The 19,179-nt window shown below is 71.9% G+C and carries 19 protein-coding genes; 8 read left to right on the top strand and 11 right to left on the bottom strand.

Annotated elements, in window-relative coordinates; genetic code table 11:
• Position 1: 1 nt before the first annotated feature.
• The 5 genes from ACWEOZ_RS32555 to ACWEOZ_RS32535 all read left to right on the top strand — a co-directional run bounded on the left by ACWEOZ_RS32555 (position 2) and on the right by ACWEOZ_RS32535 (position 4,625).
• Positions 2-931, top strand: a complete 930-nt coding sequence (locus ACWEOZ_RS32555) for a F0F1 ATP synthase subunit gamma (RefSeq protein ID WP_451914499.1) — start codon at positions 2-4, stop codon at positions 929-931.
• Complete coding sequence (gene atpD, locus ACWEOZ_RS32550; protein WP_451914498.1) at positions 931-2,373, top strand: F0F1 ATP synthase subunit beta; 1,443 nt, start codon at positions 931-933, stop codon at positions 2,371-2,373. Before ACWEOZ_RS32555 ends, atpD begins: the two co-directional genes overlap by 1 nt.
• A gap of 196 nt (positions 2,374-2,569) precedes the next feature.
• A complete protein-coding gene (locus ACWEOZ_RS32545; RefSeq protein WP_451914497.1) occupies positions 2,570-3,718 on the top strand; it encodes an LCP family protein in 1,149 nt (382 codons plus the stop codon).
• Between the two features lie 149 nt (positions 3,719-3,867).
• The gene (locus tag ACWEOZ_RS32540) at positions 3,868-4,149 is read left to right on the top strand and encodes a F0F1 ATP synthase subunit epsilon (protein ID WP_212994031.1); all 282 of its coding nucleotides are present in this window, start codon (positions 3,868-3,870) and stop codon (positions 4,147-4,149) included.
• A gap of 8 nt (positions 4,150-4,157) precedes the next feature.
• Positions 4,158-4,625, top strand: a complete 468-nt coding sequence (locus ACWEOZ_RS32535; protein ID WP_451914496.1) for a DUF2550 domain-containing protein — start codon at positions 4,158-4,160, stop codon at positions 4,623-4,625.
• A gap of 933 nt (positions 4,626-5,558) precedes the next feature.
• Here ACWEOZ_RS32535 and ACWEOZ_RS32530 read toward each other — a convergent pair.
• Complete coding sequence (locus tag ACWEOZ_RS32530; RefSeq protein WP_451914495.1) at positions 5,559-5,975, bottom strand: VOC family protein; 417 nt, start codon at positions 5,973-5,975, stop codon at positions 5,559-5,561.
• Complete coding sequence (locus ACWEOZ_RS32525; protein WP_451914494.1) at positions 5,951-6,523, bottom strand: cob(I)yrinic acid a,c-diamide adenosyltransferase; 573 nt, start codon at positions 6,521-6,523, stop codon at positions 5,951-5,953. Before ACWEOZ_RS32525 ends, ACWEOZ_RS32530 begins: the two co-directional genes overlap by 25 nt.
• 40 nt (positions 6,524-6,563) lie before the next feature.
• Between ACWEOZ_RS32525 and murA the strand changes: the two genes are divergently transcribed.
• The gene (murA, locus tag ACWEOZ_RS32520) at positions 6,564-7,850 is read left to right on the top strand and encodes a UDP-N-acetylglucosamine 1-carboxyvinyltransferase (protein WP_451914522.1); all 1,287 of its coding nucleotides are present in this window, start codon (positions 6,564-6,566) and stop codon (positions 7,848-7,850) included.
• 1 nt (position 7,851) lies between these two features.
• Here murA and ACWEOZ_RS32515 read toward each other — a convergent pair whose 3' ends face one another.
• The gene (locus ACWEOZ_RS32515; protein ID WP_451914493.1) at positions 7,852-8,208 is read right to left on the bottom strand and encodes a hypothetical protein; all 357 of its coding nucleotides are present in this window, start codon (positions 8,206-8,208) and stop codon (positions 7,852-7,854) included.
• Between the two features lie 124 nt (positions 8,209-8,332).
• Between ACWEOZ_RS32515 and ACWEOZ_RS32510 the strand changes: the two genes are divergently transcribed.
• Positions 8,333-9,187: a 3-hydroxyacyl-CoA dehydrogenase family protein gene (locus tag ACWEOZ_RS32510; protein WP_451914492.1), complete on the top strand. Its 855-nt coding sequence runs from the start codon at positions 8,333-8,335 to the stop codon at positions 9,185-9,187.
• A gap of 4 nt (positions 9,188-9,191) precedes the next feature.
• Here ACWEOZ_RS32510 and ACWEOZ_RS32505 read toward each other — a convergent pair whose 3' ends face one another.
• The 6 genes from ACWEOZ_RS32505 to ACWEOZ_RS32480 all read right to left on the bottom strand — a co-directional run bounded on the left by ACWEOZ_RS32505 (position 9,192) and on the right by ACWEOZ_RS32480 (position 16,304).
• Positions 9,192-9,974, bottom strand: coding sequence for an ABC transporter permease (locus tag ACWEOZ_RS32505; protein ID WP_451914491.1), 783 nt, complete (start codon positions 9,972-9,974; stop codon positions 9,192-9,194).
• Positions 9,971-10,846 (bottom strand): ABC transporter ATP-binding protein, encoded by an 876-nt coding sequence (locus ACWEOZ_RS32500; RefSeq protein ID WP_451914490.1) that lies wholly within the window; start codon positions 10,844-10,846, stop codon positions 9,971-9,973. Before ACWEOZ_RS32500 ends, ACWEOZ_RS32505 begins: the two co-directional genes overlap by 4 nt.
• 24 nt (positions 10,847-10,870) lie before the next feature.
• The gene (locus tag ACWEOZ_RS32495; protein WP_451914489.1) at positions 10,871-11,608 is read right to left on the bottom strand and encodes a hypothetical protein; all 738 of its coding nucleotides are present in this window, start codon (positions 11,606-11,608) and stop codon (positions 10,871-10,873) included.
• Positions 11,595-14,228 carry an FtsK/SpoIIIE domain-containing protein gene (locus ACWEOZ_RS32490; RefSeq protein ID WP_451914488.1) on the bottom strand — a complete coding sequence of 878 codons (2,634 nt, stop codon included), beginning with the start codon at positions 14,226-14,228 and terminating at the stop codon, positions 11,595-11,597. Before ACWEOZ_RS32490 ends, ACWEOZ_RS32495 begins: the two co-directional genes overlap by 14 nt.
• A gap of 85 nt (positions 14,229-14,313) precedes the next feature.
• Positions 14,314-15,669, bottom strand: a complete 1,356-nt coding sequence (locus tag ACWEOZ_RS32485) for a hypothetical protein (RefSeq protein ID WP_451914487.1) — start codon at positions 15,667-15,669, stop codon at positions 14,314-14,316.
• Positions 15,670-15,677: 8 nt separating this feature from the next.
• Complete coding sequence (locus tag ACWEOZ_RS32480; RefSeq protein ID WP_451914486.1) at positions 15,678-16,304, bottom strand: DUF4126 domain-containing protein; 627 nt, start codon at positions 16,302-16,304, stop codon at positions 15,678-15,680.
• Between the two features lie 58 nt (positions 16,305-16,362).
• Between ACWEOZ_RS32480 and nucS the strand changes: the two genes are divergently transcribed.
• Complete coding sequence (gene nucS / locus ACWEOZ_RS32475) at positions 16,363-17,022, top strand: endonuclease NucS (RefSeq protein ID WP_451914485.1); 660 nt, start codon at positions 16,363-16,365, stop codon at positions 17,020-17,022.
• Here the strand turns inward: nucS and ACWEOZ_RS32470 are convergent.
• Complete coding sequence (locus tag ACWEOZ_RS32470; protein ID WP_451914484.1) at positions 17,019-18,518, bottom strand: DUF6297 family protein; 1,500 nt, start codon at positions 18,516-18,518, stop codon at positions 17,019-17,021. The genes nucS and ACWEOZ_RS32470 overlap by 4 nt on opposite strands.
• Positions 18,515-19,162, bottom strand: a complete 648-nt coding sequence (locus ACWEOZ_RS32465) for an ABC transporter ATP-binding protein (RefSeq protein WP_451914483.1) — start codon at positions 19,160-19,162, stop codon at positions 18,515-18,517. Before ACWEOZ_RS32465 ends, ACWEOZ_RS32470 begins: the two co-directional genes overlap by 4 nt.
• Between the last annotated feature and the right edge of the window lie 17 nt (positions 19,163-19,179).

Genomic DNA, 19,179 nt, shown 5'->3' with positions numbered 1-19,179 from the left:
CATGGCCGGTCAGGTACAGGCACTTCGGCGGCGCATCCGCACCGTCAAGTCCACCAAGAAGATCGCCAAGGCGCAGGAGCTGGTCGCCACCAGCCGCATCGCCAAGGCGCAGGAGCGGGTGACCGCCTCCAAGCCGTACGCGGAGGCGATCACCCAGGTGCTCACGGCGCTGGCGTCCAACGCGTCGGTCGACAACCCGCTGCTGCAGCCGCGTGAGCGGGTGCGGCGGGCGGGTGTCCTGCTGATCACCAGCGACCGCGGCCTGGCCGGCGCCTACAACGCCAACGCGATCCGCACCGCGGAGCAGCTGATGGCGCGCCTGCGGGCGGACGGCAAGGAAGTGGCGCTGTACATCGTCGGCCGCAAGGGCGTCGGGTACTACCGGTTCCGCAACCGGGCGATCGAGACGAGCTGGACGGGCTTCTCCGAGCGGCCGTCGTTCTCCGACGCCCGCGCCATCGGCGACGCGCTGCTCGAGGCGTTCGTCGCGGGTGCGGACGACGAGGACGGCCACTACGGTCCGGACGGCATCCAGGGCGTCGACGAGCTCCACATCGTCAGCACCCGGTTCAAGTCGCTCATGACCCAGGCCGCGGAGGCGCGCTTCCTGGCGCCGATGCAGGTCGAGGAGCGCGAGCGCGAGCCCGGTCTGCGCCCGGCGTACGAGTTCGAGCCCGAGGCCGAGGAGCTGCTGAACGCGCTGCTGCCGAAGTACCTCAACACGCGGATCTACGCGGCGTTGCTGGACTCGGCGGCCAGCGAGTCGGCGTCCCGGCGCCGGGCGATGAAGAGCGCGTCGGACAACGCGGACGACCTGCTCAAGCGGTACACGCGCGAGATGAACTCCGCGCGGCAGGCTGCGATCACCCAGGAAATCAGTGAGATCGTCGGCGGCGCCAACGCGCTGGCCGCGGCGGGAAGTGATGGATGATGACTGCTGTAGCTGAGCCCACCAAGACGCAGGCCGGTGTCGGTCGCGTAGTCCGGGTCATCGGCCCGGTCGTCGACGCCGAGTTCCCCCGCGACGCCATGCCCGACATCTACAACGCGCTGCACGTCCAGGTGACCCTGTCCGAGGGCACCAAGACGCTCACCCTCGAGGTGGCGCAGCACCTGGGCGACAACGTCGTCCGCGCCATCTCGATGCAGCCGACCGACGGCCTGGTCCGTGGCTCCGAGGTCAAGGACACCGGCTCGGGCATCTCGGTGCCGGTCGGTGACGTGACCAAGGGCCACGTGTTCAACGCCCTCGGCGAGGTTCTCAACGCCGACCCGGCCACCCTGGACATCCAGGAGCGGTGGAGCATTCACCGCAAGCCGCCGGCGTTCGCCGACCTCGAGCCGAAGACCGAGATGCTGGAGACCGGCATCAAGGTGCTCGACCTGCTCGCGCCGTACGTGCGCGGTGGCAAGATCGGCCTGTTCGGCGGCGCGGGCGTGGGCAAGACGGTGCTCATCCAGGAGATGATCATCCGTGTTGCCCGTAACTTCGGTGGTACGTCGGTGTTCGCCGGTGTCGGCGAGCGCACCCGCGAGGGCAACGACCTCATCCTGGAGATGGAAGAGGGCGGCGTGCTCGACAAGACCGCGCTCGTCTTCGGCCAGATGGACGAGCCGCCGGGCACCCGCCTGCGGGTCGCCCTGACCGCGCTGACCATGGCGGAGTACTTCCGGGACGTCCAGAACCAGGAGGTGCTGCTCTTCATCGACAACATCTTCCGGTTCACCCAGGCCGGTTCCGAGGTGTCGACGCTGCTCGGCCGTATGCCGTCCGCCGTGGGTTACCAGCCCACGCTGGCCGACGAGATGGGCGAGCTGCAGGAGCGGATCACCTCGGTCCGGGGCAAGGCGATCACCTCGCTGCAGGCGATCTACGTGCCCGCCGACGACTACACCGACCCGGCGCCGGCCACCACCTTCGCCCACCTGGACGCGACGACCAACCTCGAGCGGTCGATCTCCGACAAGGGCATCTACCCGGCCGTGGACCCGCTGGCCTCCAGCTCGCGGATCCTGGCGCCCGAGTTCGTCGGGGCCGAGCACTACGCGGTCGCCCGTGAGGTGCAGCGGATCCTGCAGAAGTACAAGGACCTGCAGGACATCATCGCCATCCTCGGTATGGACGAGCTCTCCGAGGAGGACAAGGTCACGGTGCAGCGGGCCCGCCGCATCGAGCGCTTCCTGTCCCAGAACACGTACGCCGCGGAGCAGTTCACCGGCGTTCCCGGCTCGACGGTCCCGCTCAAGGAGACCATCGAGGCGTTCAAGAAGATCAGCGAGGGTGAGTACGACAACTACCCTGAGCAGGCCTTCTTCATGTGCGGTGGCCTCGAGGACCTCGAGAAGAACGCACACGAGCTGATGAAGGGCTGATCCTGACGGATCATCTCGGGCCGCGCCGGCAGTTGCCGGCGCGGCCCATCCGTTTCCAAGTGCCCGTTTTGTCCGTTTGACCTCGGGTGCGACGGTACGCGGACGCGAAGTTTTCTTCCGTTGTTCAGATACTCTTGGCACTGCTTGTGGCGCGGCCCCGCGATCAGCCCATTGATCGCGGCTGGTATCGACCGGCATGGTTGGGGATCGAGTGGCGAAGAGCGCGAAACCGAAGAGCGGCCGGCGTGCCCCCCTGTGGGCGCGGCTGTGCGCCATCTTCGGCTGTGTCCTGATGGTCCTCAGCGGCGGCGCGCTGGTCACGAGCCAGGTGCTCGTCGCCCGCTATGCGAACGCGGTGCAGACCAAGGACCTCTTCGGCAACGCCGCCTCCGGTGCCACCAAGCAGCAGGTCAGCGACATCAAAGGCCCGCTCAACATCTTGCTCGTCGGCATCGACCCGCGCAACGACACCACCGCGCCGCTGTCCGACTCGATCATCGTCGTGCACGTGCCCAAGGGGCTGAAGACGGCCTACCTCTACTCGATCCCGCGGGACCTGCGCGTCGAGATCCCGCCGTTCGACAAGACGAAGTTCGGCGGCGGCACGGCGAAGATCAACGCCGCGATGTCGTACGGCAGCTCGATCGGCGGCGGCAAGCACGACGTGGCCCAGGGCTTCGACCTGCTGGCCAAGACGGTGAGCAAGCTGACCGGCATCAAGAAGTTCGACGCCGGCGCGATCATCAACTTCAACGGCTTCAAGGACATCGTCGACGCGATGGACGGCGTCACGATGACCATCGACCAGAACGTGAAGTCGGAGCACCTCCAGCCGAACGGCAAGCCGCGGCCGCGTCGTCCGGAGTGCGCCAGCAACAAGTGCGAGCACCCGTACATCGGCCCGCAGAAGCAGTACAAGAAGGGCACGTACCACCTGGAGGGCTGGGAGGCGCTGGACTACGTCCGCCAGCGCTACGGCCTGCCCCGCAGTGACTACGACCGCCAGCGGCACCAGCAGCAGTTCATCAAGGCGATGGCCTCGCAGGCCCTGAGCAAGAACGTGGTGACCAACCCGGTCAAACTCGACAAGGTGCTCAAGGCGGCCGGCGACGCGCTGATCTTCGACGGCAACGGCCACTCGGTCGTCGACTGGGGTCTCGCCCTCAAGAGCCTGCGCGCCGACGACATGACGCTGGTGAAGCTGCCCGGCCGCAGCCTGATCACGAACGGCCGGTACCAGGGCGAGGCGCTCGATTCCAGCGCCGAGGACTTCTTCGCCGCGGTGCAGAGCGACACGATCTCCACGTTCCTGATCGACCACCCGGACTTCCTGCAGAAATTGTGATCCGCCCGCCGGGGGCCCGTCCGCAGTGGCGGTCGCCACCCCAGGCACCGGCAGGTCACCCAGCCGTTTAGACTTCACCTCAATTGGAACCGCCGGCTTTCCCGAGCCGACCCGCGGCGAAAACCGAGGCAACCTCGTAAGGAGACAGCGTGGCCAACCAGCTGCACGTTCAGGTCGTCGCCGTCGAGGAGAAGGTCTGGTCCGGCGACGCCGAGATGGTCGTCGCCCGCACCACCGAGGGCGAGCTCGGCGTCCTGCCCGGTCACTCCCCGCTGCTGGGCTTGCTCAAGGAGCCCTCCCAGGTGCGGGTCAAGCTCGCCGGCGGCGAGCAGCTGACCTACGACGTAGCGGGCGGCTTCCTCTCCGTCGACGCGAACGGCGTGACCGTCCTCGCCGAGAGCGCCACCCCCGCCACCCCCGACGCGCACTGACGCCGACGATGCGGGTTCTGGAGATCATCGGAATCTGCGTCGTCGCGCTGCTCGTCGTCCTGCTCGCGATCTTCCTCCGCCGCCGGCTGCTCATGGCCGGCGGCGGCACCATCCGGCTCCAGGTCCGGGTCAGCACCATGGTGCCGGGCCGCGGCTGGTCGTCGGGGATCGGCCAGTTCGTCGAGGACGAGCTCCGCTTCCACCGCATGTTCAGCTTCGGCATCCGCCCGAAACGCGTACTGAACCGCCGCACCCTCTCGGTCGGCTGCCGCCGCCTGCCGGCCGGCCCGGAACGCCTGACCATGCCGGGCCACTGGGTCATCCTGCTCTGCACCACAGGCAGCAACGAGCTCGAGATCGCCATGGCCGAGTCCACGGTGACCGGCTTCCTCTCGTGGCTGGAAGCAGGCCCGCCGGGCCAGCCCGGATCGGTGGCCCCCCGCCCGACAATCACCCCCCGCCCCGCCGAACGCTAACCAGATCCGCCTCTTCCCATACGCGGGTCCTTTTCCAGCACGCTTCGGCTGGGTCTTTTCTTCCTTACGCGTCTCGGCGTGACCAACCGCAAACGTCGGCTCGAGTGGCGCGGCGTTTGAGGCCGCGGCCGGTCCGTGCCGAGGGATTCGCCGCCGGGCGGTTCGCGCATCCCTGACAGCCCGCGCGCGTCGGCGCAGCGCCGCGCTGCCAACGGCGAACAGGGCGAAACCGCAAGCACGCCGGCTTCGGCCGCGCGGCGGTGAACAGCGAGCGTGGCGCTTCGGCTGGGCGGCGGTGAACTGCAAGCGCGGCGTCTTGGCGGGGCGGCGAAATGCGGGCTGCTGTCGTTGGCCTGGGCGGGCTTGTCTGGCGTTGCGCGGGCGAGAGCGCGCACCACGCTGTCGACGGCTGAGGCCGTCGCCGTCTGGGTGGGTTGATCGGAGCGCTGGGAAGCTTCGGTCGGGTGGCGGGGTGCCGGCTGCTGTCGTTGGCCCCGGCGGGCTTGTCTAGCGTCGCTTGGGCGTTAGCCTGCACCACGTTGTCGATGGCTGAGGCCGTCGGCGCCTAGGGTTGATCGGACCGCTGGGCGGCTGCGGCCGGGCGGGCGGGATGCGCGCCGTCGACGCTCGCCCAGATCGACTATCTGGTGTTGCCCGGGCCTGAGCCCGCACCCACGTCGCCGACGACCAAGGGCGTCGGGCAGCCGGCACGTCGCGCCGCTCACACGTCGCCCGCCGGCCTGCCCGGGCTGCCCGCCCAGCCGGCCGGCCCGCCTGCAGGACCCCGGACCGACCGGACCGCCCGGCAGCAGATCCGCGGCCTTGACCGGGCACGGGCCTGAAAGCTGCGGGAACGTCAGCCCCGGTGATGCGGTTGGGCACCCCGAGACGCGTAGCCATGAATCCGCATGTGAAGTAGCTCTACCTCTCGGATTACATAGCGGGCGGCCCGGAGCAGAGCTCCACCTCATACCCCCAAGCGTCCTCCAGATAGGCCGCATAGCTCTCCGGCCCGCCCGCGTGCGGATGCCGGTCGGCGAACATCAGCGACCACCCCTGGGCCGGCGCCGCCCCGCTGAGCCGGTCCACCTCGGCCTCGCCGGCCACCGTGAAGGCCACATGGTTAAGTCCGGGCGCCCGGCGATCGTGCACCGTGCCGGACAGTGCCGGGGACTGCTCCAGCACCAGATACACGTCCCCGTGCCGCCACGAGTTGCCCTGGGGCCATTCCTGGTACGGCTGCCAGCCCATTTCGCCCAGCAGCCATCCCCAGGGGCCCAGTGCGCCCGGCAGGTCGGGCACCCAGAGCTCGATGTGGTGCAGGGTCAAGAGACCCCGCCCGGCACCCACTTCACGTCGCCGCCCGGGTTTGCTGTGCGGCCCAGGATGAACAGCAGGTCGGAGAGCCGGTTCAGGTATTTCGCCGGCAGCAGTGACGTGCGCTCCTGCTCGGCCTCGTAGAGCGCCCACGCCGAGCGTTCCGCGCGGCGGGCGACCGTGCGGGCCACGTGCAGCAGGGCCGCACCCGGCGTCCCGCCCGGCAGCACGAAGGAGTCGAGCTCCGGCAGCTGCTCGTTGTATTCGTCGCACCAGCCCTCGAGCCGGGTCACGTATGCCTCGGTGATTCGCAGCGGCGGGTACGGCGGGTCGTCGGCCAGCGGGTTGCACAGGTCGGCGCCCACATCGAACAGATCGTTCTGCACCGCCGTGAGCACGCTCTTCACGTCCGGGGCGAGCGCGCCCATTGCGAGCGCCACCCCGATCGCGGCGTTGCACTCGTCGGCGTCCGCGTACGCCACGACCCGGGGATCGGTCTTCGCGGCCACCTCGTTGTTGCCCAGGCGGGTCGAACCGGCGTCGCCGGTGCGGGTGTAAATGCGGGTGAGATGCACGGCCATGCCCCCCACCCTACGGAGGCCGGTGGGCGCGACCCATACGATGGCCCGCGTGGATGTGATCAGAGTCAAGGGTGGCGCCCGACTGTCCGGTGACGTCACGGTCGGTGGCGCGAAGAACTCCGCGCTCAAGCTGATGGCGGTCGCCCTGCTCGCCGAGGGCCGCAGTGTGGTGGCCAACGTCCCGCGCATCACCGACGTGGCGATCATGGCCGAGGTGCTGCGCCGGCTGGGCTGCGAGGTGTCGCTGGCCGACGGCGAGGCGACCATCGACGTGCCCGCCGAGCCGGGCAGCGAGACCGACTACGACCTGGTGCGCCGGCTGCGCGCGTCCATCTGCGTGCTGGGCCCGCTGCTGGCCCGCCGCGGCTACGTGCGGGTCGCGCACCCGGGCGGCGACGCGATCGGCTCCCGCGGCCTGGACATGCACGTCGCCGGCCTGGCCCGGATGGGTGCGGAGATCTCCGGCGAGCACGGCTTCGTGATCGCCTCGGCGCCCGGCGGCCTGCACGGCGGCAAGATCTGGCTGGACTTCCCCAGCGTCGGCGCGACCGAGAACCTGCTCATGGCCGCGGTCCTGGCCAAGGGCGTCACGGAGATCGACAACGCGGCCCGCGAGCCGGAGATCGTCGACATCTGCGACATGCTGACCGCGATGGGCGCGCAGATCGACGGCGCCGGCACCTCGACCCTGACCGTCGAGGGCGTCGAGGCGCTCAAGCCGGTGCGGCACACCACGGTGGGCGACCGGATCGTCGGCGGCACCTGGGCGTTCGGCGCGGCCATGACCCGCGGCGACGTCACCGTGCACGGCGTCCGGCCCGAATACCTGGCGATCGCCCTGGACAAGCTGGTCTCGGCGGGCGCGGTGGTCGAGCCGGGCGACAACCAGTTCCGGGTACGCATGGACGACCGCCCGAAGGCCGTCGACATCGTGACCCTGCCGTACCCGGGCTTCGCCACGGACCTGCTGCCGATGGCGATCGGGCTGGCCGCGGTGAGCGCGGGCTCCTCGCTGATCACCGAGAACATCTTCGACGGCCGGTTCATGTTCGTGAACGAGATGGTCCGGCTGGGCGCCGACATCCGTACCGACGGGCACCACGCGGTGGTCAACGGCCGCGAACGGCTCTCCGGCGCGCCGGTCCGGGCCACCGACATCCGGGCGGGTGCGGGGCTGGTCATCGCCGGCCTGTGCGCGGACGGCATCACCGAGGTCGGCGAGGTGCACCACATCGACCGCGGCTACCCGGACTTCGTGTCGGACCTGGCCAACCTGGGCGTGGACGTCGAGCGCGCGGTGGTCACCGAACCGACGTACGACTTCTGAGTCAGAGCGCCGGGGAGCCGCCGACCAGCCGGCGGGCCTCGTCCACTTCCTCGGGGAAGACCAGCACCAGCAGCCGGCCGTCCGCGCGTACCGCCGACGTGGAGCGGATGCCCGCGGCGGCCAGCAGGGTGCGGATCTCCTCGGCGATGTCCGGGTCGTCGGTCGCCGCGGCCGGGCAGAGCAGGCCGTAGTCCTCCGCCTCGCCGAAGATGGCCAGGCCCGCGTACAGCTCGCGGAGCGGGTCCTCGCGGACCTGCGTCCACTGCAGGCCCATCCGCCAGAAGATCGCGCCGAGGAAACCGACGAGGGCGACGGCGATGAACGGCCCGAGGAGGTACCAGCCGTCGCTTGGTGGCATGGGCACAGTCTGGCACCGGCGACGGGGGATTTCCCGGGATTTGCCCCGATCGAGGCCCTGAGCGTTCGTTAAGCACGGCGGCTAGGCTGTCGGCGTTGTCTCAACGTGGAGAAGGAGAGCACACATGGCTGGTCGACTCGCGGTCATCGGCTCCGGTCTGATGGGTTCGGGCATCGCCCAGGTGGCCGCCCAGGCCGGCTGGCAGGTCACGCTGCGGGACCTGGACGAGGCCTCGCTGGCCCGGGGCGTGGCGGCGATCCGGGATTCCCTGGGCCGTTTCGCGACCAAGGGCAAGATCTCGGCCGAGGACGCCGAGGCGGCGGTCGGCCGGATCACCACCACGACCGAGCTCGACGCGATGGCCGACGCGGACGTGGTGGTCGAGGCGATCTTCGAGAAGCTGGAGGCCAAGCACGAGGTCTTCCGCGCGCTCGACAAGATCTGCAAGCCCGGCGCGGTGCTCGGCACCAACACCTCGGCCATCCCGATCACCCAGATCGCCGCGGTCACCTCGCGGCCGGAGTCGGTCGTGGGCATCCACTTCTTCTCGCCGGTGCCGATGATGAAGCTGGTCGAGCTGGTCCGCGGCTACCAGACCTCGGACGAGACGATGGCCAGTGCGCGCAACTTCGCCGAGGAGGTCGGCAAGACCTGCGTCGAGGTCAAGCGGGACGTGGCCGGCTTCGTCTCCAACCGGCTCTTCTCCGCGCTGCTGGTCGAGGCGATCAAGCTGGTCGAGACCGGCGTGGTGTCGGCGGCCGACCTGGACACGGTGATGAAGCTCGGCTTCGGGCACGCCATGGGCCCGCTGGCCACCGTCGACCTGACCGGCCTGGACGTCATGCTCAACGCGACGTCGAACATCTACCACGACACCGCGGACGAGAAGTTCTTCCCGCCCGAGCTGCTGCAGCGCATGGTCACCGCCGGCGACCTGGGCCGCAAGACCGGCAAGGGCTTCTACTCGTACGGCGAATAGGGGCTCAGCCGTCGCGCTTGGTGGTCCATCGGAATGTGGTCAGACACAGGACGAGGGCCACCAGGCACCACACCCCCAGCACCAGCGCGACCATCGGCAGGTCGTAGGAGCCGCCCGGCTCGCGCGGGCCGAAGGACTCCGGCAGGAAGACCGAGCGCAGGCCCTGGCACATCCACTTCAACGGGAAGATCGACGCGACGTTCTGCATCCAGCCCGGCAGGCTGGTGAAGACGAAGAACACCCCGGAGATGAACTGCAGGATCAGCGCGACCGGGGTGACCACGGCGGGCGCGCTGCGACCGGTACGCGCCAGCGACGAGAACGCCACCCCGCAGAGCGTGCACGCGGTGATGCCCAGCGCCGACACCCACAGGAACGTCAGCCACTTGGCCCCGGTGTCCGGCAGGTCCAGGTCGAACAGCAACGTCGCCACGGTAAGCAGGATGACGGTCTCCAGCACCGCGATGAACGCCACCATCAGCACCTTGCCGGCGAAGTAGACCCAGCGTGGCATCGGCGTGCCGAGCAGCCGCTTGAGCACGCCCCGGTCGCGTTCCTGCGGGATCTGGATGGCCAGCGCCTGGAAGCCGGCCGTCATCAGCCCGGTGGCGATCATGCCGGTGACGAAGTACTGGGTGAACTTGACGCCGTTGCCGATGTCGCCGGAGAAGATCGAGCCGAAGACCAGGATGAGGATCGCCGGGAAGGCCAGCGTGAACATCACCTGCTCGCGGCTGCGCAGGAACTGCCGGATCTCCAGCACACCCTGCCGCAGGCCCAGCCTCATTGCGCTCCGATCATCGTGAGGTAGATGTCTTCGAGGGTCGGCCGGGTGACGGTCAGGCCGGGCACCTCGCCGTCGAAGCGCGCGGCCAGGTCGGCCACCAGCGCCGTCGGCGTCGCGCTCTCCGCGCGTTCCCAGACCCCTTCGGGGGTACGCCAGGAGACGGTCGCCAGGGCGGAGTCCCGGTTGCCGAGCTCGCGGGGCGTGTCCACCGCGATGAGCCGGCCGGCCGTGATGACCCCGACCCGGTCGGCCAGGGTCTCGGCCTCCTCCAGGTAGTGCGTGGTCAGCACGATCGTGGTCCCGCCCCGGGCCAGGTCCCGGATCAGCGCCCAGAACTCGCGCCGGGCCTCCGGGTCGAAGCCGGTGGTCGGCTCGTCCAGGAAGAGCAGCTCGGGCCGGCCGATGATGCCCAGGGCCACGTCGAGGCGGCGCTTCTGCCCGCCGGAGAGGGTGTGCGTGCGGGCCCCCGCCTTGGCCGACAGGCCGACCCGGTCGATCACCGCGGCCGGGTCGTCGGGGGCGGGGTAGAAGCGGGCGAAGTGGGTGACGACCTCGCCCACGGTCAGCTCGTCGAACTCGCCGGTGCCCTGCAGCACGATGCCGACCCGCTCGCGCCAGCGCCGGACGGCCGGATCCGCGCGGGTGCCCCGGCCGTGCACCACGGCCGGGTCGACACCGAGCACACTCATCTGCCCGCCGTCGCGCCGGCGGTAGCCCTCGAGAATCTCCACCGTGGTCGTCTTGCCCGCCCCGTTCGGGCCGAGCAGGGCGAAGATCTCGCCGCGCCGGACCGTGAGATCGAGGCCGTCCACGGCGGCGGTGTCACCGTAGAGCTTGCGCAGACCATTGACCTCGATCGCGGTCTCTTCCATAGGCAGAGACCATACGGGGGCAGCTCAGCGGGATGACGCGAAGGTCACCGAGAGGACGGTCGCGGCGAGCATCCCGCCGATCAGGGTCAGCCCGATCCCGCCGATGTCGAGCCGGGCCCGCAGCTTGCGGTGGGCGAGCGCGGCGGCCACCGGTACGCCCGCGGACGGCGCGACCACGAACGCCAGCCAGCCCAGCCCGCGCAGCACGGCACCGCCCGGGATCCCCGTACCCCCGAAGGTCACCAGCCCGGCCGCGACCAGCCCGCACAGCCCGGCCACCAGCGCGCCCAGCAGCGGCAGCAGCGGCAGCGACCAGCGCGGCAGCGACCGGCGCAGCGGCGGGCGCACGGTCACGTCGATCCGCTCGGCCGCCCGGGCGAGCAGCGTCCGGGCCGACTGCCGCGGCGCCGGCAGGGTCGAACCGGAGTCCGGCCCGCTCTCCAGCGCGGTCCGCGGCAGCGCCTCGATGGACAGTGGCTCGGGCACCTCACCCAGCGCCCGTACCCGCAGGCCCGGGGCCCGCCGCAGCTGCTCCCACAGCCGGGCCGCCTCGCGGTCCACGTCGAGCACCTGGGCCGCCGCCGCGCCGGCCCAGCGGTCGGCCGAGATCGCGTCGCCCTCGGCCCGGGCGAGTTCCCCGGCGGCCTGCGCGGCACTGGTCTGGTACGCCTGCTCGGCATCGGCCAGAGCCGCGTCCCGCCGCCGGGCGACGTCGGCGAGCGCGCTCATCATCAGCTGGTAGTCGCGGTCACGTGTGGTCACTGTTCACCTCGTACGGGATGATCACTTCCGGATGGCGGTGCACCGAGCGGTCGAAGAACAGCGCCCGGCGGGCGCGCGGATACCAGACCGGGCCGCCGGGCTGGGGCGAGAGTGGGCTGAGCTCGGGGCCCTGCACGTCGAGCGCCACCCACGCGCCGATCGTGTCCAGCCGGGCGCCGGGGCCGCCGAGGTCGTCGCGCAGCCGGGGCACGGACCGCCACCAGCCCAGGACGTGGATGCGCTGCTCGGGCCCGTCGGTCAGCAGGGCCCGCCAGCGGTCGCGGTAGGACGCTCCGGCGGCGTCCAGGGCGTAACCGAGGACGTAGTGCGGGATGCCGTCCGGCGCCAGGATGTCGAAGAACTGGTCGAGGTCGCCGCTGCCGTACCAGTCGGCCTGGGGCAGCTCGGCGACGAGCCGGGCGGCCGGGCGTTCCGCGCCGGGTTCCAGGCAGACGACGCTGAAGCGGGCGGGCCCCTGCGCGGCCAGCGAGAGCGCGGCCGCGGCGAGCACGTCACAGGCCTCATCGGTACGGGTGCCGAGCACAGCCAGGTTGCGACCGGGCATCCGGCCCAGCCGCAGCCGCGCGGGGCGGGCAGCCACGTCGATCCGCTCGCCCAGCACCGCCCCCGGGGACGAGCCGATGTCGCCGCCCGAGTGCACCACCCGCCCGGTGGGCCGGTACGCCTCCGGCAACCGTGGCACCGCGTCCCCGTCGAAGAGCCGGGGTGGCACGCAGGTGTCCGGCCGCCGGTGCCAGAGCTTGCGTTGCAGCGTGCGCCAGGTCTGCCGGTCGCCGGCGTCGGGCAACCGGACGATGTGGTTGGCCCCGGCCGCGCCGGAGTCGGCGTTGACCACCGCGTGGAAGCGGGGGATGACGGCCGCGGCCAAATTCGTGTCGGCCAGGATCCGCCGGGCCTTGGGCAGCGCGATGCGCAGGGTGAACTGTCCGATCAGGCCGGAGCGGCCCCACAATGCCTCGATGCCGGAGACGTCCTGGCTGGCCAGCACGAGGTGGATGCCCTGCGAGCGGCCACGCCGGGCCAGGTCCTCCAGCAGGGTCACGGCCTCCTCGGCGACCGCGTCCCGCCCGGCCAGCAGCACCTGGAACTCGTCGATCACGGCGACGATCCGCGGCCAGTGCCCGGCCGGGTCCTCGGCGCGCAGCTCGGCCAGCTTCGAGGCCTCGTGGCGCTTGGCCGCCTGGGCCCGGGCCCGCAGCTCCTCGCCGAGGTGGCGCAGCAGGGCCAGGCCGAACTCCCGGTCGCCGTTGACGTTGATGCCGGCCAGGCGCACCTGGGGCAGCCAGCTGGGGTCGCGCGGGCCCGGGGCGAACCGGGCGAACGACACACCCTCTTTGAAATCGAGCAGGTAGAAGGCCAGTTCCTCGGGGCCGTACCGGGCGGCCAGCGAGCCGATCCAGGCGTAGATGAGGTTGGTCTTGCCGGAGCCGGACGGGCCGCCGATCAGCGCGTGCGGCGGGTCGTCGCCGAGCGGCACCGAGATCAGGGAGCCGTCGGTGCTGTCCCCGATCGGCGCGCTCAGCCCGTGCGCGGACGACTCCAGCCAGAGCTTCTCCGGTTCCAGGTCGGCGAAGCGGGCGGGCGGCGGCCCCTGGCGCAGCTTCTCGGCCGTGGCCCGGCAGAACCCGGCGATCCGCTCCGGGGGCGGGGGCGCGTCGAGCCGTACGGTGAGGTCGCCGATGGTGTCGCAGGTGGCCGTCCCGCCGTGCACCTCGATGCGTTCCACCGTGGGATCCGGGGCCAGCTCCAGGCCCCGGACGACCAGGTGGACGCCGCAGGCCACCCCGGTACGGGCGATCCGGTCCAGCTGGGCCCGCTGATCGGGGCTCAGCTCGGCGTCCGCGAGCAGCACGATGATCCGCCACGGTTCCGGGCGGGGGCCGGTGGTGGCCGCGATGTGCTCGGCGAGGGAGGCGTACTCGCCGGCCAGGACGGTCTCGTTGACCCGGCAGATCTGCTCCACCAGGTCGTCGAGGACCGCGCCGAGCCCGCCGGGACCGACGAAGGACAGCAGCCCGGCGTGGCCCAGCGGCGCGAACGCGGCCAGCGTCCCCCCGAGCTGCTCGGGGTCGTAGACGGTGAGCCGCACGTCGCCGGGCCGGGTGGTGCCGAGCGCGCGCAGCAGCAGGCCCGAGATGACGCCGTCCACGGACTCCCGGTCGCCGGCCAGGTTGAGGTGGGCGTGGTCGAGCAGCGGCACCAGGGCGGGCAGGCGTCGTTCTCCGTCGCCCGGGTCGTAGCCGATGGTGCCGATCCGTAGCAGCCCCGGGCGGGTGACCCGGTCCGGGTCGGTGGGGGTCCAGTAGCGCCACGCGGTGCCGGCCGCGCCGGAGGCGTACAGGGCGGCGAGCGATTCCACGTTGCGGGTCAGCGAGCCGGCCTCGCTGCGGGTCCGGCGCAGGATGTCCTCCCGGGCGGCCTCCCGCGCCTCGGCCAGCTGGGCCAGGCAGGTCGAGTACGCGTCCCGGATCAGTTGTTTGCGGCGCAGCGCCTCACTGCGGGCCGACTCGGCGGCGGCCAGCACGGCCCGGGCGGTGCCGCGCGCTTCGGCCAGCTCCTGCCGGACGACGGCGACCAGTGCGTTGCGGTGGCTCCCCACTGCACCCCCCGGATTCCAATATGGGGGATTTTAACCATTTTGGGGCCCGTGTCTGGTTGAGGCGGCGCGTGTCGCCACCGAAGCGTCACCGCACGGGTTGCCGGCGGGCGCCCGCTCCCGTCCCGGTCAACCAGCGTGGATCGGTGCTCACCAGATCCCGCCAGAGCTGCGCGGCGACCATGGCCGCACCCTCGGCCTGCCACCGGCGCAGCGAGCGCCGGGGCACATACCGGCGGAACCAGTCCACGGCCCGCCGGGCGTCCCGGTCCAGGCCCTCCGGCTGCGGGCCCCGCTGGTACGGCCGCAGCCCCATGACCGTGCAGTAGTGCAGCGCGTTGAAGAACCGCCACTCCTCGGTCGTGCCGAACACCCCGGCCGGCCTGAGCCGGGCCACGTGCTCGCTCAGCACCGCCTGCAGCTCGGCCGCCCGGACCAGCGGCTGATCGGCCACCCCGGGCCCGCGCGCGGCCAGCCGGCGGTCCACCGTGGGCAGCTCGACCAGCGGGTTGCGCAGCAGCCGGCCCACATCGCCGAAATCCTCCAGCGCGCGGCGGGTCAGCCGGCGGAACTCGTCAGCGTCGAGGGCGAGCATCTGGTGCCGCTCCCGGCGCCGGGGCAGCGCCTCGGCGGCCCGGTACAGCGGGCCGCGGGTGAGCCGCAGCTGGTCGTCGGTGAGGAAGGCCAGCCGGTCCAGTCCCGCGCGCAGCTCCCCGGCCAGCCCCACCGCGCTCAGCACCATCGCCACCAGCACGAACTGGAGCACGGCCACCGTGCCGAGGCCGGGCGCGGCCAGCATGGTCAGCGCCGCCGGACCACCGCAGAGCAGCACGGCGAGCGTCGCGGCCAGCCCGGACCGGCGCAGGTCGGGCAGGAGGCGCTCGCCCGCCTCCACGGCATCGGCCACCGCCACCAGGTAGCCCATGACCAGCAGGTCGAGCCCGATCGCGGCGATCACCAGCGCGGGCGGGCCCACCTCGATCGGGCCCAGCACCACGATGAGGCCGAGGCTGTAGAGGATCGCGGCGGCGGTCAGGGCGGTGGGCAGCGAGGCCGGGCGTACCCGATCGCGGTAGCGCAGCAGCAGCACCGTGCCGCCGGCCAGCGGAGCCAGGGCGACCAGCTTGCCCACGTCCGGCAGCGCGGCCGCCAGCACCAGGAACACCAGCGCGGCGACCGGCCAGCCGCGGTTGACCTGCCGGTGCTCCGGCGCGCTCGGCGGCAGCAGCCCCACCGCGACCCCGGCCCAGCCCAGGGCCGGCACGCAGAGCAGCACCTGGGCGAGTCCGGAGCCCGGCTGCACCGTCCAGGCGGCGACCGCGACCGCGTACGCCACCAGCGCCCCCGCCGCGCGCCACAGCACAGCGCGGGTGGGATCACGCCCCACCAGATAGCAACCGAGCCACCAGGTCAGGGCGAAGGCTGGTACGGCGATCGCGGCCACCGCAGCAGTCAACCAAACAGACGCCGGGTCCCGACACCCTCAACCGGGCGCTGTTCCCGCTTGCGGTGCCGGCGTCGCCTGATCACCCACCAGCCGCCGAGCACGAGCAGCGTGAGTCCGAGCAGGACCAGCACCGGCAGCAGGATCGCCAGCAGGGACAGCACGACGCTGCCGAAATCCTCGGCGGTGCTGGCCACGGGCGCACCCATGCCCGCCGTGGACGCGTTCACCACCGGCCGGGAGGCGGCCTTCACGCCGTGCACGCAGAGCGCGATCACGACTCCGGCGGCCACCGGCACCCACTGGTGGGAGCCGAAGAACGCGCCCGGGTCCGACACGGTGACCGTCTCCGAAGACGACCCGGCCCCGAAGGCCAGGCCGCCCGCGGTCGGCCGGACCACGGTCTGCACGATGTCGTTGACGTGGTCGACCACGGGGATCTTGTCGGCGACCACCTCCACCGCGAGCAGCACCGCCAGGATGCCGATGACCCAGCCGTTGGAGAGCCACTGCCAGCCGCCCGGCAGATCGATGGCGTCGGTGTAGCGGGCCAGCAGACCCATGGTGAGCAGGGGGATGTAGGCATTCAGACCGGCGGATGCCGCCAGGCCGGTACCGGTGAGCGCTTCGAGCACACCATCAGCATGGCACCGCCGCGCTCGCGCGGCAGGGCACGGAGGCTACCCTCGTCGGGTGCGCCTGGTCATTGCGAAATGCTCCGTGGACTATGTCGGCCGTCTCTCCGCCCACCTGCCGCCGGCGACCCGGCTCCTGATGGTCAAGGCCGACGGCTCGGTGTCCATCCACGCCGACGACCGTGCCTACAAGCCGCTCAACTGGATGAGCCCGCCCTGCAAGCTGCAGGAGGCCCCGGGCGTGTGGAAGGTCGTCAACAAGGCCGGCGAGGAGCTGCGGATCACCCTCGAGGAGATCTTCCAGGACACCTCGTACGAGCTGGGCGTCGATCCCGGCCTGGTCAAGGACGGCGTCGAGGCGCACCTGCAGGAGCTGCTCGCGGCTCATCCGGCGACCTTCGGTGAGGGCTGGACCCTGGTCCGCCGCGAGTACATGACGGCGATCGGCCCGGTCGACCTGCTCTGCCGCGACGCCGCCGGGGGCGCGGTGGCCGTGGAGGTCAAGCGCCGCGGCGAGATCGACGGCGTGGAGCAGCTCACCCGCTATCTCGAGCTGATGAACCGCGACCCGCTGCTCGCACCGGTCCAGGGCGTCTTCGCCGCCCAGGAGATCAAGCCGCAGGCCCGGGTGCTGGCCACCGACCGTGGCATCCGCTGCGTGGTGGTCGACTACGACAAGCTGCGCGGCATGGAGCGCAACGAGCTGACCCTCTTCTAGCGGCCGCTGAGCTCCACCCGGTCGGTCTCGGTGGTCGCGTTGAGATAGGCGCGCATGCCGATCACCGCGACCGCGGCCTGCACGAGCACGCCGGTCCAGCTCAGCGGGCCGCCCTGGCCGATTTGCACGACCGTGGGCAGGCCCAGCAGCAGCACGTCGAGCCCGGCGACGGCGGCGAGCACGGGCCCGGTCGACACCGAGCCCATCGGGGTGTCCAGCGGCAACAGTCCGTTGTCGACGAAGCCCGCCCGGGCCTTGCGCATCGTCGCCGCCGCGCCGACCGGTCCCAGCGCCAGGCCGAGCGCCCACCACGGCCCGGCCGGCAGGTCGCCGAACGCCCACAGCAGAGTCAGCGCCGCGGCGTACCAGAGCCCGGAGAGCACGCCGGGCACCCAGAGCCGCTCGCCGATCGCCCGGCGCGAGCTCAGGCCGAGCAGGCGCAGCATGACCGGGTTGCCGGCGTCGGTGCGGATCGTCCCGGCCGTCACGCCTCCGGCGATCAGGCCGCCGACGAGCACGGCGACGCCGAGGATCCAGGCCGGCAGGTGGGTCAGCAGCGCGGGCAGCGTGGCGGCCCCGGCCACCCACAGCACGCGGCGGGGACGGCGGCGCAGCAGCAGGAGGTCCTGGGCGACCAGGACGGGCACCCGGGACCACAGGCGCCGGGAGCTGAGTTTGCGGTGGGCCCAGTAGCGCCGCTCGACCATCTCTGTCACGAAGGACGGCTCCACGCCGTACGCCGAGTCGAACAGCGTGCCGGCCGTCTTGGACGCCTCCAGGATCCGCTCGTTCGGGGTCGTGGCGAGCCGCCGTACCGCCAGCACCAGGAGCAGGGTCACGACCAGCGCGAGCGCACCGCCGAGCGCGGTGACGACGGGCGCCGCCGGCCACCCGGCATCCGGGCGGGGCGCGCCCACGGCCGAGTCGACGACCAGCCCGGCCAGGCCCACCGCGGTCACCAGATAGGCCACGTGGTCCGACCAGGCCGACCACCGGTGACCGGCCTGCGCGCCCAGCGCCACCAGCAGCAGTGCGCCGCCGAGCAGCGCGCCGACCAGCGGCAGCAGTCCGTCGGCCCCGGGCACCGGCCGTGCGGCGACGTGGCCCAGCACGGCCAGGCCACCCACGGTGCCGGCCAGGGCGGCTCCGGCCAGCGCTGTCCACAGCGACGGCAGCAGCAGGCGGTGCCGGCTGACCGGGGCCGTGAGCAGCCAGGACGCGGCCGGGCGGCTCAGCGCCAGCGGGCCGAGGCGACGCAGGGCCAGGTACAGCCCGCCTGCGAGGACCAGCATCAGGGAGTAGCCGGCCAGCTCGGAGGCGTTCGGCTCGGCCGGCCAGACCACGGCGGCGATCTGCTTGTGCACGATGCCGCCGACGATGAGCACGAAGAGCACGGCGAAGTAGTAGTTGCCCAGGGTCTCGCCGCGTTCCCGGTGCGCGGACTGCGTGCGGCGCACCCAGCGGCGCAGGCCCCGGACGCTGACCGGGGCGGTCACTGCGCGTCGGCGGAGTGCAGGTCCGCCATGCTCACCGTGCTCGTGCCGGCCGCGGCCGCGAACGCGTCGTCGTGGCTGGCCATCAGCACCGTGCCGCCGTCGGCGAGATAGTCGTGCAGCAGGCCCGCCACCAGTGCCCGGCCCTCGGGGTCGAGGCGTTGCTCCGGCTCGTCCAGGATCAACAGCCGGCTCGGCCGCAGCAACGCCAGCGCCAGCGTGAGGCGCTGCTTCTGCCCCGACGACAGCGACAGCGGGATGGCGTCGGCGTGCGAGGCGATGCCGAAGCGGTCCAGCGCCTCGTCCATCCCGGCCGCCGCCGGGTCCAGGCCGTGCGCCCGGCAGACCAGCTCGGCGTGTTCCCGGGCGGTCAGGCCCGGATACCAGGTCGGCGGCTCCACGGTGGTGACCACGGCCCGCCAGAACTCCGGTGTGGACCCGGGCGGGGCACCGAAGATCTCGATCTCACCCGCGTCGGCCCGCTGCAGGCTCGCCACGCAGCGCAGCAGCGTCGACTTGCCGATGCCGTTCTCACCGGTCACGCAGACCCCGGCGCCGACCGGCACGGTGAGCTGGACGCCGGTCAGCACGGGCGTGGAGCCGTAGCTCACCGACAGGTCGCGGACCTCGATCGCGGAATGATCCACCGGGTGACGCTAGCAAA

This window comes from Actinoplanes sp. NPDC004185 (assembly GCF_053603475.1).
This window is presented reverse-complemented; position numbering and strand designations above follow the sequence as displayed.